The 16,593-nt window shown below is 57.6% G+C and carries 11 protein-coding genes and 4 tRNA genes; 3 read left to right on the top strand and 12 right to left on the bottom strand.

Annotated elements, in window-relative coordinates; genetic code table 11:
* Positions 1-98 precede the first annotated feature (98 nt).
* Positions 99-2,138 (bottom strand): FAD-dependent oxidoreductase, encoded by a 2,040-nt coding sequence (locus tag LOY68_RS21095; RefSeq protein ID WP_265039566.1) that lies wholly within the window; start codon positions 2,136-2,138, stop codon positions 99-101.
* A 210-nt stretch (positions 2,139-2,348) separates the two neighbouring features.
* Between LOY68_RS21095 and LOY68_RS21100 the strand changes: the two genes are divergently transcribed.
* Positions 2,349-3,479: a carbon-nitrogen hydrolase family protein gene (locus LOY68_RS21100; protein WP_265039568.1), complete on the top strand. Its 1,131-nt coding sequence runs from the start codon at positions 2,349-2,351 to the stop codon at positions 3,477-3,479.
* 3 nt (positions 3,480-3,482) lie between these two features.
* Positions 3,483-4,520 carry an AraC family transcriptional regulator gene (locus tag LOY68_RS21105; RefSeq protein ID WP_265039570.1) on the top strand — a complete coding sequence of 346 codons (1,038 nt, stop codon included), beginning with the start codon at positions 3,483-3,485 and terminating at the stop codon, positions 4,518-4,520.
* Positions 4,521-4,872: 352 nt separating this feature from the next.
* Here LOY68_RS21105 and LOY68_RS21110 read toward each other — a convergent pair whose 3' ends face one another.
* The 11 genes from LOY68_RS21110 to LOY68_RS21160 form a co-directional block, all read right to left on the bottom strand.
* The gene (locus tag LOY68_RS21110; RefSeq protein ID WP_265039572.1) at positions 4,873-5,727 is read right to left on the bottom strand and encodes a DUF2242 domain-containing protein; all 855 of its coding nucleotides are present in this window, start codon (positions 5,725-5,727) and stop codon (positions 4,873-4,875) included.
* A gap of 228 nt (positions 5,728-5,955) precedes the next feature.
* Positions 5,956-7,827 (bottom strand): SurA N-terminal domain-containing protein, encoded by a 1,872-nt coding sequence (locus LOY68_RS21115; RefSeq protein WP_265039574.1) that lies wholly within the window; start codon positions 7,825-7,827, stop codon positions 5,956-5,958.
* A 233-nt stretch (positions 7,828-8,060) separates the two neighbouring features.
* Entirely contained in the window at positions 8,061-8,333 is a 273-nt protein-coding gene (locus LOY68_RS21120) for an HU family DNA-binding protein (protein ID WP_002552737.1), read from the bottom strand.
* Between the two features lie 148 nt (positions 8,334-8,481).
* On the bottom strand, positions 8,482-10,878 hold the full coding sequence (gene lon, locus LOY68_RS21125) for an endopeptidase La (protein WP_054053842.1): 2,397 nt from the start codon (positions 10,876-10,878) through the stop codon (positions 8,482-8,484).
* 162 nt (positions 10,879-11,040) lie between these two features.
* Positions 11,041-12,324, bottom strand: coding sequence for an ATP-dependent Clp protease ATP-binding subunit ClpX (gene clpX, locus LOY68_RS21130; protein WP_007901798.1), 1,284 nt, complete (start codon positions 12,322-12,324; stop codon positions 11,041-11,043).
* Between the two features lie 112 nt (positions 12,325-12,436).
* On the bottom strand, positions 12,437-13,072 hold the full coding sequence (clpP, locus tag LOY68_RS21135) for an ATP-dependent Clp endopeptidase proteolytic subunit ClpP (protein WP_054053844.1): 636 nt from the start codon (positions 13,070-13,072) through the stop codon (positions 12,437-12,439).
* Between the two features lie 94 nt (positions 13,073-13,166).
* Positions 13,167-14,477, bottom strand: a complete 1,311-nt coding sequence (gene tig, locus LOY68_RS21140) for a trigger factor (RefSeq protein WP_054053845.1) — start codon at positions 14,475-14,477, stop codon at positions 13,167-13,169.
* Between the two features lie 403 nt (positions 14,478-14,880).
* A tRNA-His gene (locus LOY68_RS21145) sits at positions 14,881-14,956 on the bottom strand.
* Between the two features lie 78 nt (positions 14,957-15,034).
* Positions 15,035-15,119: transfer RNA gene (locus tag LOY68_RS21150), tRNA-Leu, on the bottom strand.
* A 56-nt stretch (positions 15,120-15,175) separates the two neighbouring features.
* Positions 15,176-15,251, bottom strand: a tRNA-His gene (locus tag LOY68_RS21155).
* Between the two features lie 32 nt (positions 15,252-15,283).
* Positions 15,284-15,360, bottom strand: a tRNA-Arg gene (locus LOY68_RS21160).
* A 274-nt stretch (positions 15,361-15,634) separates the two neighbouring features.
* On the opposite strand from LOY68_RS21160, the gene folD reads away from it, so the two are divergent.
* On the top strand, positions 15,635-16,489 hold the full coding sequence (gene folD, locus LOY68_RS21165; RefSeq protein ID WP_054053847.1) for a bifunctional methylenetetrahydrofolate dehydrogenase/methenyltetrahydrofolate cyclohydrolase FolD: 855 nt from the start codon (positions 15,635-15,637) through the stop codon (positions 16,487-16,489).
* The last annotated feature ends 104 nt before the right edge of the window (positions 16,490-16,593 follow it).

Here is a 16,593-nt window from a genome sequence, read left to right on the forward strand (position 1 = left end):
CGCCTTCGCGGGCAAGCCTTGCTCCTACAGGAGGATGACCTCAACCGTGTAGGAGCAAAGCTTGCTCGCGAAAGCCATTGGCAGAATTGACCTGCCTATTACAACTCAGCCGCCAACCGCGACCCTTGGTTGATCGCGCGCTTCGCATCCAGCTCCGCCGCCACGTCCGCGCCGCCAATCAAATGCACGTTCTGCCCGGCCGCGACCAGACCATCCTGCAACTCACGCAGCGGGTCCTGCCCGGCGCAGATGACAATGTTGTCCACCGCCAGCACTTGTGGCTCGCCGGTTTCGCCGATGCGGATGTGCAGGCCTTCGTCGTCGATCTTCAGGTATTCGACGCTGTTGAGCATCTGCACTTTTTTATTCTTCAGACCGGTGCGGTGAATCCAGCCGGTGGTCTTGCCCAAGCCGTCGCCGACCTTGGAGGTCTTGCGTTGCAGCAGGAACACTTCGCGAGCCGGTGCATGGACCTGCGCCTTGATCCCGGCCACGCCGCCGCGAGCCTCAAGGTGCGTGTCGATGCCCCACTCTTTCCAAAACGCCGCGCGATCAAGACTGGTGGCCACGCCTTCGTGAACCAGGAACTCCGAGACGTCGAAACCGATACCGCCAGCGCCGATCACCGCTACGCGTTTACCGACGGGTTTGCGCTCCAGGATCACATCGAGGTAGCTCAGCACCTTGGCATTCTCGACACCCGGAATCGCCGGGGTGCGCGGCGCGATGCCGGTGGCGAGGATGATCTCGTCGTAACCGCCGGCCACCAATTGCGCCACATCGACGCGGGTGTTCAGGCAGACCTCGACGTTGGTGGTCTGCAACTTGCGGTTGAAGTAACGCAGGGTTTCGAAGAATTCTTCCTTGCCCGGCACGCGCTTGGCGATATTGAACTGGCCGCCGATTTCGCTGGCCGAATCGAACAACGTCACCGAATGCCCGCGCTCGGCGGCCACGGTCGCAGCGGACAGGCCCGCAGGCCCGGCACCGACCACGGCGATTTTCTTGATCTGTTGCACCGGCAGATAGTTGAGCTCGGTTTCATGGCAGGCGCGCGGGTTGACCAGGCAACTGGTCAGCTTGCCGCCGAAAGTGTGGTCGAGGCAGGCCTGGTTGCAGCCGATGCAGGTGTTGATTTCATCGGCACGCCCCGCAGCGGCTTTGTTGACGAAATCCGAATCGGCGAGGAATGGCCGCGCCATCGAGACCATGTCGGCATCGCCTTCAGCCAGGATCTGCTCGGCGATTTCCGGGGTGTTGATGCGGTTGGTGGTGATCAACGGAATGCTCACCGAACCGCGCAGTTTGGCCGTCACTTTACTGAACGCCGCACGCGGCACTTTGGTGGCGATGGTCGGAATTCGCGCTTCGTGCCAGCCGATGCCGGTGTTGATGATCGTCGCGCCGGCCTGCTCGATGGCTTTGGCCAGGGTGACGATTTCTTCCCAACTGCTGCCGCCTTCAACCAGATCGAGCATCGACAGACGGAAAATAATGATGAAGTTTGGACCGACTGCTTCGCGGACGCGACGGACGATTTCCACCGGCAGGCGCATGCGGTTTTCGTAGCTGCCGCCCCAACGGTCGGTGCGGTGGTTGGTGTGGGCCGCGAGGAACTGGTTAATGAAATAACCTTCGGAACCCATGATCTCGACGCCGTCGTACTCGGCGGTTTGCGCCAGCACCGAGCAGGTCACGAAATCGTTGATCTGCTTCTCGATGCCTTCCTCGTCCAGCTCTTTAGGCTTGAACGGGTTGATCGGCGCCTGGATCGCGCTCGGCGCCACCTGTTTCGGGCTATAGGCATAACGACCGGCGTGGAGAATCTGCATGCAGATCTTGCCGCCCGCCTCGTGCACCGCGCGGGTTACGATCTGGTGCTTGAGCGCTTCTTCTTCGGTGGTGAGTTTAGCCGCACCGGAATACACGCCGCCCTCATCGTTTGGACCAATGCCGCCAGTGACCATCAGGCCAACGCCGCCTCGGGCACGTTCGGCAAAGTACGCCGCCATGCGCTCGAAACCACCGGGCTTCTCTTCCAGACCGGTGTGCATCGAGCCCATCAGGGTGCGGTTGCGCAGCGTGGTAAAACCCAGGTCCAGCGGGGCCAACAGGTGCGGGTAATGAGCGGCGGCCATCGGTAACTCCACATCGAGCGATCACGGAAAAAGTGCAGGAGCTCTTTGGCCCCCGTCAGTCATGTGCCACAGACTAAGAGTCGCACCGCTGTCACTCAATGACCCAAACTGACAACTTATTGATCCAAATGCGCAGCGCCCCTTGGCAAGCGCCAACGGGCGCCCTACCCTAGTCGACGAATCCTGCACACGGCTGTTGACTGCTTTCCCATGCGCAAACTTCTGTACCTGACCTTTTCCATGGCGCTGGTCGCCGCCCTTACGACCTACGCGATGTGGGCCGCAGACCGTCCGGTGGGTCATTACCTGTCGGACCTGCGGATCAATCTGGCGGTCGATCAAGGCACCCCGGCCGATCGCGGCAACCTGCTGGGCATCCAGCCCGAGCTGTTCCCCACCGACTACCAAAGCCCCGAGCGCCTGCACCGCAAGCTCGCGGCCTATCTGCAAAAAGCCCAGGACCAGGGCCTGCTGAACGAAAAAACCATCGTCGTGCTGCCTGAACATGTCGGCACATGGTTGATGGTCAGCGGTGAGAAAGATGAGCTGTACCAGGCCAGCACGCTCAAGGAAGCGATGAACTGGCTGGCGGCGAGCAATCCGTTGCAGTTCGTTCGCGCCCTGGTCAGCGCCAAGGGCACCAATCGTCTCGATGACGCCCACCTGCGCATGAAGGCCAAGAGCATGGCCAAGGATTACCAGGCACTGTTCGGTGGGTTGGCGAAAGAGTTCCACGTCACTCTGGTGGCCGGTTCCATTGTGTTGCCTGAGCCCAGCGTCATCGATGGCAACCTGAAAATCGGTCGCGGTGCGTTGTACAACAGCAGTGTGGTGTTCGGTCGCGACGGTTTGCCGATCGGCCAGCCGCAACGGCAGATGCACCCAATCTTCGATGAACAGGACACTCTCGCCGCCAACACCGAGCACACCGTCAACGTGATCGACACCCCGGCCGGGCGCCTGGGGATTCTGATCGGCAGCGACAGCTGGTACCCGGACAACTACCGCAAACTCGACGAACAGGGCGCGCAACTGGTGGCAGTCCCTGCATTCGTGGTCGGGCACGGCACGTGGGACAAACCGTGGCGCGGTTATAAAGGCGCGTCGACACCCGGTTCCGTCAGTCTCAAGGCCGGTGAGCTCAGCGAAGGCCAGGCCTGGCATCGCCTGACGCTGATCGCCCAGCCACCCAGCAGCCAGGCGATTGCCGGCATGAGCGTGTTCCTGCGCGGGCAGTTCTGGGACAAGGGCAGCGCCGGGCAGAGTTTTCTCAGCAGCAACGGTCAGCATTCCGCCGACGGCGATACCCGTGGCGCACGCTTGCTGAACCTCTGGTTGTAAACCATGAAGCCGCAGCCGATGCGCCTCGGGGATTTGTCGGTGGGCTTCGTTCACAGCCTGGCCGATGCCGTGCGCAGCCATGGCGCCGATCCTCAACCCTTGCTCGACCAGTACGGCCTCGACGCCGCCCGCCTCGGTGAAGCCTGCGCACGACTGTCGATCCCGCGTTACATGCGCCTGGGGCACGGCGCAATCCAGCTGACCGGCGAACCGGCGCTGGGCTTGCGCATGGGCCAGCTCAGTCGCTTGAGCCAGGCCGGTCTGGCTGGCGTCACCGCCGCCCAGGCGCCGACGGTACGGGAAGCGGCGCGCTGCCTGATCCGCTTCGAAGCGCTATACGGTTCCAACTATCGCGGCCAGTCGAGTTTTCACGAAGACGCCAAGGGCGCGTGGCTGCGGTTCTATTCCATCAGCCCCTACAACGCTTACAACCGCTTTGTGGTGGACTCGATCATCGCCGGCTGGTTGCAGCAATTATCCAGCCTGAGCCCTACCCCGCTGCGCGCCGAACGCATCGAGATCGAATTCGACGAACCGCACTATAGAGATGCCTACAACGGGTTTGATTGTCCGATCCAATTTGGCGCCGAAAACAATCAACTGCGCCTGAGCCTGGCCAGCCTCGCCCAGCGCAATCCGCAGCACTGCCCGAGCACCTGGAAGCACTTGCTGCAATTGTGTGAACGGGAACTGGAGCAGCTGACACGCACCCGCAGCCTGCGTGAACGGGTCACTCAGTTGCTGGGGCCGTTGCTCAATGGCGGCCGGGAACCCGACCTGGAAGAAGTGGCGGCACGCCTGAAGCTGCCGACCTGGACCCTGCGTCGCAAACTCGCCGAGGAAGGCACGCAATTTCGTGCAATTCTCAACGACACTCGCCGCGACCTGGCCATGACCTACATTCGCGATACCGAACTGGCGTTCGGGGAAATCGCCTATCTGCTGGGCTTTGCCTCAGCCGAAGCCTTTCAACGCGCCTTCAAGCGCTGGAACGGCCAGACTCCCGGCGAATACCGCCGCAGTCATCGCCAATCCGCGTAAAGCCTTAAAGCTCGGTAGCGTCTTCGGCTGGTTCCAGCGGATCCAGTTCAAACGCCGAATACTCGAGCAACTCTTCTTGATAATCGTCCATTGTGATGCTCCCCCTTTCACTCATTAAAAATGGCCTGATCAAATGACCAGCGCCTTGAGCATAAAGTGCCCGCGTGAAAGAAAAATGACGTTCACACGACACTCTGCCGCTACTCAATAAAACGTAGCAGGTGGTCAGGAATTTATCACAGGATTTTTTCGATACAGGCCGTAGGAAAACGACCTGGTTTGACGTGGATCAGGCTTGATGCTCGTTACGGGCGGCGTGCCGTCTGACACGCGCCCGTAACGCCAGGATCGTTTACTGGGCCGGGATGGGCTCGCTTGGCGGGGGCATGTTATCTGGATGCGACGGCGGCGTGATGGTCTCGGTGGCTGGAGCCGGTTCGGACGTTTGAGCAGGAGCGATCGGTGCAGCTTCCGGTGGCGGAGCAACCGGCTCCGAACTGACTGGAGCCGCTTCAGCTGGTGCCGGAACGGTTTCAGCAGGTGCCGGAGCTGGAGCTGGAGCCGCTACAGGTTCTGCGGCAGGTGCCGGGGTTGGCGCGAGTGCCGCCGGTGCAGCCTTGGCTTCAGGCACACCCAGGTCGGTTTTCGGCTTCTCGACGATGTGCGCCGCTTTCTTCGCTTCCGCCGGCAGGAACAATTCCACCAGGGTAAAGAAACGCTCGTAGAACTTGGCCGAGGACACGGTTTCGCTGGCGACCTTGACCATCGAGTCATCGGACGAGCCGATCGGCATCGACACCGAACCCAACACGCCGACCCCGAGGCTGGCGGAGTTGTTGGTCTTCTTCAGCGCGTAGCGATCCTGCAAGGCGTTGGCAAACATGGTCGCGTGGTGCCCTTCGGAACCATCATCGGCACAGACCACACTGAAGCTGATCTCCATGTGGGTCTCGCCGGTTTGCTGGAAGCTCTTGTGCCCGCTGACCAGTTTCGGATCGCTGCTGGTGATGATGTAGCCCTGGCTGAGCAAGGCACGACGAGCGGCTTCGCAGGTCTGGGCATCGGTTACCGGATAGCTGCGCGAAAACGTCCCGGAATCGTCGAAGTTCTCATGCTCATAGATGGCGGCTTTTTTCGACGAACAACCGGCAGCGACAGCCAGCACCAGTGCCAGCCCTACAACACGCATGGGAATTGATCTAAACATTGAACATCCTGAGAGAAAACGGTCCGGGGCGTATTGTGCAACAGATCGATGCTTAGGTGCGCATCGATTAGTGTCTTAAAACGGTTACAGGTGTGTTGACCGTTATATGTGGGAAAAGTCGCACATCTTCGTGAATTCCCGATGAATCGGGGCAGTATTTTGCTTCTCCCACAAAAAACCCCGGCCTTTCGACCGGGGTTCTTGTGTAGCGCGAAACTCAATCAGCGATCAATAACGCTTGATCTCAGCCTCGCCTTCCAGCTGCTTGCGGTAGGCCGCAAAGTCTTGCTGGCCAATGCGCGACGCGAGGAAGCGACGGTATTGAGCCTTCTCTTCATCGGTCGGTGCTGCGGCTTCGTTCACGCCGTTCAGGCGCACGATCACCAGGCTACCATCGGCCAGGGTCACGCTGCTGAATGTCGGCTTGTCCTTGGCGGCAGGCTTGGGCATGCGGAACAGCGCTTGCAGCACGGTTGGGTCAACCCCTTCCTGCGAGCGAGTGGCGGCAGCAGCAACTTTCCAGTTCTGGCCGTCAATCGCCTTGTCCAGCGGTGTCTTGCCATCGCGCAGGCTAGCGATCAACTCATCAGCCTTGGTCTTGGCGGCAGCACTCGCGTGCTCCTTGGACAATTGCGTACGGATGCTGGCGGCAACGCTTTCGAGTGGCAACTGCGAAGGCTTCAAGTGCTCCTTGGCGCGCAACACGATCACGGTTTCCGGATCGAGCTCGATCGCGGTGCTGTTGGCACCTTCATCCAGCACTTCAGGACTGAACGCGGCAGTGACCACGGCACGGTTGGCCGCAACACCTTCGCCACCCTCACGGCCGAACGGCGCGGAAGTGTGGACGGTCAGCTTCAAGTCTTGTGCTGGCTGAGCCAGATCGGACGCTTCGAACGACGAGTCTTCCAGTTGCTTGGTCGCCTCGACGAAACGCTGCTCGACCTGCTGGGTTTTCGCCTCACGGGTCAGCTTGGCTTTGAGGCTGGCAAACGTCGGAACTTCCGGCGCTTCAACACCCAACAGCTTGATCAGGTGGAAACCGAAGTCAGTGCGGATTGGCTCCGACACTTGATCCTTGGTCAACGAATACAGGGCTTTTTCAAACGCTGGATCGTAGACGCCAGGACCGGCGTAACCGAGGTCACCGCCGTTGCTCGCCGAACCCGGGTCCTGGGAGAATTCCTTGGCCAACGCCTCGAACTTCTCGCCTTTGGCCAGGCGCGCCTGCACTTCTTCGATCTTGGCCTTGGCTTGCGCCTCGCTCACCTTGTCGTTCACTTCGATCAGAATATGCGCAGCCCGGCGTTGTTCAGCCAGGTTGGCGGTTTCTTTCTGATAAGCCTCTTGCAGGTCTTCGTCCTTGACGGTGACCTGATCGAAGAAGGAAGACTTCTTCAATTCCAGGTAATCGATGACCACCTGATCCGGCGTCATGAATTCCTTGGCGTGTTCGTCGTAGTAAGCCTTGACCTCATCGTCGGTCAGTTTCACTGCCGCCGGGTCAGCCTTGATGTTCAGGGTGGCGAAATCGCGGGTCTGTTTTTCCAGACGGGCGAAGGCCAGAACCTGTGCATCGGTGACAAAACCGCTGCCGGCCAGACCAGCACGCAGCTGACCGATCAGCATTTCCTGAGCCAGCATCTGGCGGAATTGCATACGGCTGTAGCCCAGCTGACGGATCACCTGGTCGAAACGCTCAGGGCTGAACTTGCCGTCAACCTGGAATTCAGGCGTCTGCAGGATCACCTGGTCCAAAGCGGCTTCGGAGAAAGCGAATTTCGATTTTTCTGCGCCTTGCAGCAGCAGTTTGCGATCGATCAGGCCTTTGAGGGCCGATTCGCGCAGCATTTTTTCGTCAAGCAAGGAGGCATCGAAATCCTTGCCCAGCTGTTGCATCAGCTGACGGCGTTGCATATCGACGGCCTGGCTTAGCTCGTTCTGGCTGATTTCTTCGCCGTTGACCTTGGCCGCATCATTGCTGTGCGTCGTGGCCTTGAAAATGGCGTCGAAACCGGTCAAAGCCATCAGTGCAACGATGACCCCGATAATGGTCTTGGCAATCCAGCCTTGTGAATTGTCCCTGATATTCTGCAGCATGCGTCCCCCAGAAACGGTTGAACTTCAAAATTAGGCAACCGTGGAGCGTGGGTAGAATCCGGATAGAAGAAAGGCGCATCCGGGGATGCGCCTTCTCGTAACTGGCGGAGCGGACCGAGGGTTCGAACTTGCGACCCTCGGTGTCTCAGATCAACGAGTTGTTGGCTGGACTACCGCTCCGCTGCCAGGTCAGGCATGACCCCGACCCGGATAGGCAAAAACCTGAATCAAACTTAGTTGACAGCTTCTTTCAGTGCTTTACCGGCTTTGAAACCTGGTTTTTTAGCAGCTGCGATTTCCAGTGTCTTACCAGTCTGTGGGTTACGACCGATGCGAGCTGGACGATCAGTCACGGAGAACGTACCGAAACCAACCAGAACAACAGAGTCGCCAGCCTTGAGAGCGCCAGTGACGGATTCGATTACAGCGTCCAGCGCACGGCCAGCAGCAGCTTTCGGGATATCAGCGGATGCAGCGATAGCATCAATCAGTTCCGACTTGTTCACTCTAAGTCCCCTTATATCTATTTGAGTATGATTCTAAGTTTTTTGGTGAAAGCAAAAACGAGTGCTGAATGGCCTACAGACACTTAAGAGCCGCTTTATAACAAGGGCTCTAAAAAACTGTCAAGGAAGCCCCCCAGGCAAATGCGTACTAATGCGTGCTAATTCTTTCCTTAGAGTCAGACTCGCGTTTTTCATCCTTTGCAACTATCTCCGGAGCCACATCCGGCAAGGGCTCCGGCGCGTATTGCAGCGCAATTTGCAGGACCTCGTCAATCCATTTAACCGGTTTAATCTGCAGATCTTGCTTAATATTGTCAGGAATTTCCTTCAGATCGCGTACGTTCTCTTCAGGAATGATCACAGTCTTGATCCCGCCACGGTGAGCCGCCAGCAATTTTTCCTTCAAACCACCGATCGCCAGCACCTGGCCACGCAAGGTGATTTCGCCCGTCATGGCGACGTCTGCGCGTACAGGAATCCCGGTCAATGCTGACACCAGGGCCGTGCACATGCCTACACCGGCGCTAGGGCCGTCCTTCGGGGTCGCCCCTTCCGGCATATGGATGTGCGTGTCGCGCTTCTCGTGGAAGTCCAGGGGAATCCCCAGGCTCTTGGCACGGCTGCGGACCACGGTCAGGGCGGCGGTGATCGATTCGACCATCACATCCCCAAGCGAACCGGTCTTGATCAACTGGCCTTTGCCCGGTACGACAGCGGCTTCGATGGTCAGCAATTCTCCGCCCACCTGAGTCCACGCCAGGCCGGTCACCTGACCGATCTGATCCTGGGATTCAGCCAGGCCGTAACGGAATTTGCGCACACCCAGGAAGTGTTCCAGCATGTCTGCGGTGACCTTCACCGAGAAGCGTTTTTCCAGTGCGTGCTCTTTGACCGTCTTGCGGCAAACCTTGGCAATCTGGCGCTCAAGCCCCCGTACACCGGCTTCGCGGGTGTAGTAGCGGATGATGTCGCGGATCGCTTCGGCGTCGAATTCCAGCTCGCCTTTCTTCAAGCCGTTGGCAGCAATCTGCTTCGGCGAGAGGTACTTGACGGCGATGTTGATCTTCTCGTCTTCGGTGTAGCCCGGCAGACGAATCACTTCCATCCGGTCCAGCAGCGCCGGCGGGATGTTCATGGAGTTGGAGGTGCAAAGGAACATCACATCGGACAGGTCGTAGTCGACTTCCAGATAGTGATCGTTGAAGTTGTGGTTCTGCTCTGGATCGAGCACTTCCAGCAACGCCGACGCCGGATCACCACGCATGTCGCTGCCCATTTTGTCGATTTCATCGAGCAGGAACAGCGGGTTGCGGACGCCCACCTTTGTCATCTTTTGAATCAATCTTCCTGGCATCGAACCGATGTAAGTACGGCGATGACCACGAATTTCCGCTTCATCGCGCACGCCACCGAGGGCCATACGTACGAATTTGCGGTTGGTGGCGTGAGCAATCGACTCCGCCAAGGAGGTTTTACCCACCCCAGGAGGACCGACGAGGCACAACACCGGACCACGAATTTTCTTCACGCGCTTTTGCACGGCGAGGTATTCGAGGATGCGTTCTTTGACTTCGTCCAGACCATAGTGGTCGGCGTCGAGAATATCTTCGGCGCGGGCAAGGTCCAGACGCACTTTGCTCTGAGCCTTCCACGGCACCTGAACCAACCAGTCGATGTACGAACGCACCACCGTCGCTTCCGCGGACATTGGCGACATTTGTTTCAGCTTGTTCAGTTCGCCCTGGGCCTTGGCCAAGGCATCTTTCGGCAGGCCAGCGGCATCGATGCGCTTTTTCAGCTCTTCGATTTCGTTGTGGCCTTCCTCGCTGTCGCCGAGTTCTTTCTGAATGGCCTTCATCTGCTCATTCAGGTAGTACTCGCGCTGACTGCGCTCCATTTGTTTTTTGACGCGACCGCGAATGCGTTTTTCGACTTGCAGCAGATCGATCTCGGCATCCAGCAGCGCCAGGACGTGCTCGACCCGGGCCGACAAATCGATGATTTCGAGAATTTCCTGCTTCTGCTCGATCTTCAGGGCCATGTGCGCGGCCATGGTGTCGACCAGACGACCTGGTTCGTCGATGCTGTTGAGCGACGACAGGACTTCAGCCGGGACTTTCTTGCCCAGCTGCACATATTGTTCGAACTGAGCCAGCAGGCTGCGAACGAAGACTTCCGACTCGCGCTCAGGCGCGTCGACTTCGTCGATCAGCGACACTTCGGCACGCAGGTGGCCGTCCACTTCGCTGAAGCGCTCCACGGCGCCCCGCTGCTCGCCTTCGACCAGAACCTTGACGGTGCCGTCAGGCAGCTTGAGCAGTTGCAGAACGGTTGCGATGGTACCTACGCGATAAAGTGCTTCTTCACCGGGATCGTCGTCAGCAGGGTTTCTCTGAGCCAGCAGAAGGATCTGCTTGTCGCCCGTCATCGCTGCCTCGAGGGCTTCGATGGATTTCTCGCGCCCCACGAACAGCGGGATAACCATGTGCGGATAAACCACGACATCACGCAATGGCAGGAGAGGCAATTCGATGGTTGTCTTCATGATTTCGCCTCTACGGCGGCCATAAGGCCGTAAACAGATGGAAGTAAGCTTGAAACCAAGATGGGGGCTGCTTTCAAAAAAAACAAGCGCAAAGAGGGTGTTAAAAACGCTTTAAAAGAAAAGGGGCCCGAAGGCCCCTTCTTTGTTCCAGCAGCGTGACGCTTAAGCGTCTGGCGCGGCCTTGGCTGTCGGCTCACTGTTTTCGTAGATATACAGTGGCTTGGACTTGCCTTCGATAACGCTTTCATCGATCACTACTTTGCTCACCTCGGACTGCGAGGGGATTTCATACATAGTGTCGAGCAATACACCTTCGAGAATCGAGCGCAGACCACGGGCACCGGTTTTACGTTCCAGGGCACGTTTAGCGACCGATTTCAGTGCGTCGGCCCGGAATTCCAGGTCCACGCCTTCCATCTCGAACAGCTTGGCGTACTGCTTGGTCAGAGCATTTTTCGGCTCGGTGAGGATCTGCATCAAAGCAGCTTCATCAAGCTCGTCCAGCGTAGCGAGGACCGGCAGACGACCGACGAATTCCGGGATCAGACCGAACTTGACCAGATCGTCAGGCTCGACTTCACGCAGGGATTCACCAACTTTCTTGCCTTCTTCCTTGCTGCGAACTTCTGCGTTGAAACCGATGCCACCTTTGGTGGAACGGTTTTGAATAACTTTTTCCAGACCGGAGAAAGCACCACCGCAGATGAACAGGATGTTACGGGTGTCGACCTGAAGGAATTCCTGCTGCGGATGCTTGCGACCACCTTGCGGCGGAACGGAAGCGACCGTGCCTTCGATCAACTTGAGCAGGGCCTGCTGCACGCCTTCACCGGAAACGTCCCGGGTGATCGACGGGTTGTCAGACTTGCGCGAGATCTTGTCGATCTCATCGATGTAGACAATGCCCATCTGGGCTTTTTCTACGTCGTAATCGCACTTCTGCAGCAGCTTCTGAATGATGTTCTCGACATCTTCACCTACATAACCCGCCTCGGTGAGGGTGGTTGCGTCGGCGATGGTGAACGGAACGTTCAGCAAGCGGGCCAGTGTTTCGGCAAGCAGGGTTTTACCCGAGCCTGTCGGGCCGATCAGCAAGATGTTGCTTTTGCCGAGTTCGACGTCGTCATTCTTTTTGTCACGCTGGTTCAGACGCTTGTAGTGGTTGTATACCGCTACGGCCAGAACCTTTTTCGCACGTTCCTGACCAATCACGTACTGATCAAGGATGCCGCTGATTTCTTTAGGCGATGGCAATTTATGCGCGCTGCTCTCGGCCTGGGCTTCCTGCACCTCCTCTCGGATGATGTCATTGCACAGGTCGACGCACTCGTCGCAAATAAAGACCGAGGGGCCGGCAATCAATTTGCGCACTTCATGCTGGCTTTTGCCACAGAAGGAGCAATAGAGCAGCTTGCCGTTGTCCTCGCCGTTGCGGGTGTCAGTCATTCGTTCGATCCAAATCCGATAGGCTTGCAACACAAGATGAAGGCTATTGCGGGCTTTTTCAAGCCCGCTAGTGATCGGAGCAGCCGACCAAGCCTATTTTGAGCTGCTTAATTTAAGCGGGGCGCTGGCTGATCACTTCATCGATCAAGCCGTATTCACGCGCGGCTTCTGCGCTCATGAAGTTATCGCGGTTGGTGTCGCGCTCGATTTCTTCAAGAGTGTGCCCGCTGTGCTTGGCCATCAGCGTGTTGAGACGCTCACGAATGAAGAGGATTTCCTTGGCATGGATTTCGATATCCGACGCCTGGCCCTGGAAACCGCCCAATGGCTGGTGAATCATCACACGCGAGTTCGGCAGGCAGAAACGCTTGCCGGGGGCACCGGCCGTCAACAGGAAAGCGCCCATGCTGCACGCCTGGCCGATACAGGTGGTCGATACGTTGGGTTTGATGAACTGCATGGTGTCGTAGATCGACATGCCTGCTGTCACCGAACCGCCCGGGGAGTTGATATAGAGATGGATGTCCTTGTCCGGGTTTTCCGCTTCAAGGAACAGCAGTTGCGCACAAATCAGGTTAGCCATGTAGTCCTCTACCGGGCCAACCAGAAAGATCACTCGCTCCTTGAGAAGGCGCGAATAGATGTCGTAGGCGCGCTCGCCACGAGCGGACTGCTCGACAACCATCGGGACCAGGCCGCCTGCGGCCTGGATATCAGAGTTCTGCTGAATATACGAATTACGGAACATGCTCTGCAGTCACTCCCAAATAGTTATGTCTTGAATACGCATAAGCCAGCACGAAGGCTGGCTTATGGTGATTACTTCTTACCGCAAGAAACGATCAGTCGGCTTGTGGAGCTTCTACCGGCTTGACTGCTTCTTCGTAAGAGACCGACTTGTCGGTCACGCTAGCTTTCTGCAGAACAGTATCCACAACTTGTTCTTCCAGCACAACCGAACGAACTTCGTTCAGTTGCTGGTCGTTCTTGTAGTACCAGGACACAACCTGCTCAGGCTCTTGGTAGGCCGAAGCCATTTCCTGAATCATTTCGCGAACGCGGGCTTCGTCAGGCTTGAGGTCGAATTGCTTGACCACTTCAGCCACGATCAGACCCAGTACAACGCGACGCTTGGCTTGTTCTTCGAACAGCTCGGCCGGCAGTTGGTCAGGCTTGATGTTGCCGCCGAACTGTTGAACAGCCTGCACGCGCAGACGGTCAACTTCGTTGGACAGCAGAGCCTTAGGCACTTCGATCGGGTTGGTGGTCAGCAGACCGTCCATTACCTGATTCTTGACCTTGGATTTGATCGCCTGACGCAGTTCGCGCTCCATGTTCTTGCGAACTTCGGTGCGGAAGCCTTCCAGACCGGTTTCCTTGATGCCGAATTGAGCGAAGAACTCTTCGTTCAGCTCTGGCAGTTTTGGCTCGGAAACAGTGTTCACAGTCACGGTGAACTCAGCGGTTTTGCCGGCCAGGTCGAGGTTCTGGTAGTCCTCTGGGAAGGTCAGGTTCAGAACGCGCTCTTCGCCGGCTTTAGCGCCAACCAGACCGTCTTCGAAACCAGGGATCATGCGGCCGGAACCCAGAACCAGCTGAGTACCTTTGGCGGAACCGCCAGCGAACACTTCACCGTCAACCTTGCCAACGAAATCGATGTTCAGTTGGTCTTCGTTCTGGGCAGCGCGTTCGGCCACTTCAAAACGGGTGTTCTGCTTGCGCAGCACGTCCAGCATCTTGTCCAGATCAGCGTCAGCCACGTCAGCGCTCAGGCGCTCAACGGTGATACCGTCGAAACCGGCTACGGTGAACTCCGGGAACACTTCGAAAATAGCGACGTATTCCAGATCTTTGCCAGCTTCAATCGACTTAGGCTCGATCGAAGGAGCGCCAGCCGGGTTCAGCTTCTGCTCAACGACAGCTTCGTAGAAGGAGGACTGGATCACGTCGCCAACAGCTTCCTGACGTGCATCAGCACCGAAACGGCGCTTGATTTCACTCATTGGCACTTTGCCTGGACGGAAGCCAGCAATCTTGGCCTTTTGGGCGGTCTGCTGCAGACGCTTGTTGACCTGAGTCTCGATGCGCTCAGCCGGCACGGTGATGCTCATGCGGCGCTCAAGAGCAGAAGTATTTTCAACAGAAACTTGCATGGATATTCCTCGTTGCACAGACGTTAGCCGGCCGTTTCCGACCCCAGAATCAAGGGCATGCATTCTAGTGGGTCAAACTCAAGAAGTCACCCTACTGAAAACGGGTAAAAAAGCAGCAGGCAATTTATAGGCGAGGGACAAACGGTTGCGCCTCGCCCTGTTAGCAAATACAGCCAATCAAGCCAGGGCTCTGCACCACCTCTTCTATATATAGAAGAAGCTGCCAATCATCTCCCTGACAACCGGTCTTGCAAGCAAGGCCGGCGGGCGGCGAGGCATCATCGAGAAACAAAAATACGACGAAACACCCCACCGCTGCGACCCAGGACATGCAGTCGCTGAACTCTCGAACCGCTAAAACAAAAAAGGCGCCAGACTGTTAAATCTGGCGCCTTTCGAAATATGGGGTGGACGAAGGGGATCGAACCCTCGACAACGGGAGTCACAATCCCGTGCTCTACCAACTGAGCTACGCCCACCATATTGCAGTGCAAAGAAACCAAAAACTTCCCTTGCTAAACCCCAATCAGGCCAACCGGCCTGAGCGAAGCTTTATTTGGTGCGGATGAAGAGACTCGAACTCTTACACCTTGCGGCGCTGGAACCTAAATCCAGTGTGTCTACCAATTCCACCACATCCGCGTTTGAAGCTGTTAAAGCAAAGGCGCCAGACTGTTAATCTGGCGCCTTTCGAAATATGGGGTGGACGAAGGGGATCGAACCCTCGACAACGGGAGTCACAATCCCGTGCTCTACCAACTGAGCTACGCCCACCATATTGCGCTACTTGTGCCAAAGCTGCCTAATGGCGCACCCGGCAGGACTCGAACCTGCGACCATCCGCTTAGAAGGCGGATGCTCTATCCAGCTGAGCTACGGGCGCCTTATTAATCTGTACTCTTGGAGGACTACAAACTAAGTGCTTCCAGTCTTGCAGAACCGTAATCCCGCTTGACCTTCTCATCCAGTGCTAGGCTGTGCCCGACAAGTGCGACGAATAGTATAGAGCGCCCCAGAGGCCGTCAAATCCTTTTTAAAAAAAATTCATTTAATTAAAGGGCTTAGAGGAATTTGCAGACCAAGCGCCTTTGCCCCTGCCGCCTGACATGCGAGAATGCGCCCTCTTTTTTTCCCCTCTCGATGGTTAATCACGCGCAATGACTGCACAACTAATCGACGGCAAGTCAATCGCCGCCAGCCTGCGCCAGCAGATCGCCAAACGAGTTGCCGAGCGTCGCCAGCAAGGTCTGCGCACGCCCGGCCTCGCGGTGATCCTGGTCGGCAGCGATCCTGCCTCTCAGGTTTATGTCTCGCACAAGCGTAAAGACTGTGAAGAGGTCGGCTTCCTGTCGCAAGCCTACGACCTGCCTTCTGAAACCACTCAAGAAGCGCTGACCGATCTGATCGATCGCCTGAACGACGACCCGTCTATTGACGGCGTTCTGCTTCAGCTGCCTTTGCCAGCTCACCTGGACGCCTCCAAATTGCTGGAGCGCATTCGTCCGGATAAAGACGTCGACGGTTTCCACCCTTATAACGTCGGGCGCCTGGCGCAACGCATTCCCCTGCTGCGCCCTTGCACCCCGAAAGGCATCATGACCCTGCTGGAAAGCACCGGGGCTGATCTCTACGGGATGGACGCGGTGATTGTCGGCGCCTCCAACATTGTTGGCCGCCCGATGGCGATGGAATTGCTGCTGGCTGGCTGCACCGTCACCGTCACCCACCGCTTCACCAAGGATCTGGCCGGTCACGTCGGCCGTGCCGATCTGGTGGTCGTGGCCGCCGGCAAGCCGGGCCTGGTCAAGGGTGAGTGGATCAAGGAAGGCGCGATCGTGATCGACGTCGGCATCAACCGTCAGGAAGACGGCAAGCTGGTCGGCGACGTGATCTACGAAACCGCCCTGCCCCGCGCTGGCTGGATCACTCCGGTCCCGGGCGGCGTTGGTCCGATGACCCGCGCCTGCCTGCTGGAGAACACCCTGTACGCAGCGGAAACCCTGCACGGCTGAGTTCACTGGCTGACTGCACAAACAGAGCCCCGCTATTGCGGGGCTTTGTTGTTTTTGAGGTCAGGACAAACCGCCCGCGAACTTTCAGAATAAAATACACAAAC

The organism is Pseudomonas sp. B21-053 (assembly GCF_026016365.1).
Taxonomy (GTDB): domain Bacteria; phylum Pseudomonadota; class Gammaproteobacteria; order Pseudomonadales; family Pseudomonadaceae; genus Aquipseudomonas; species Aquipseudomonas nunensis.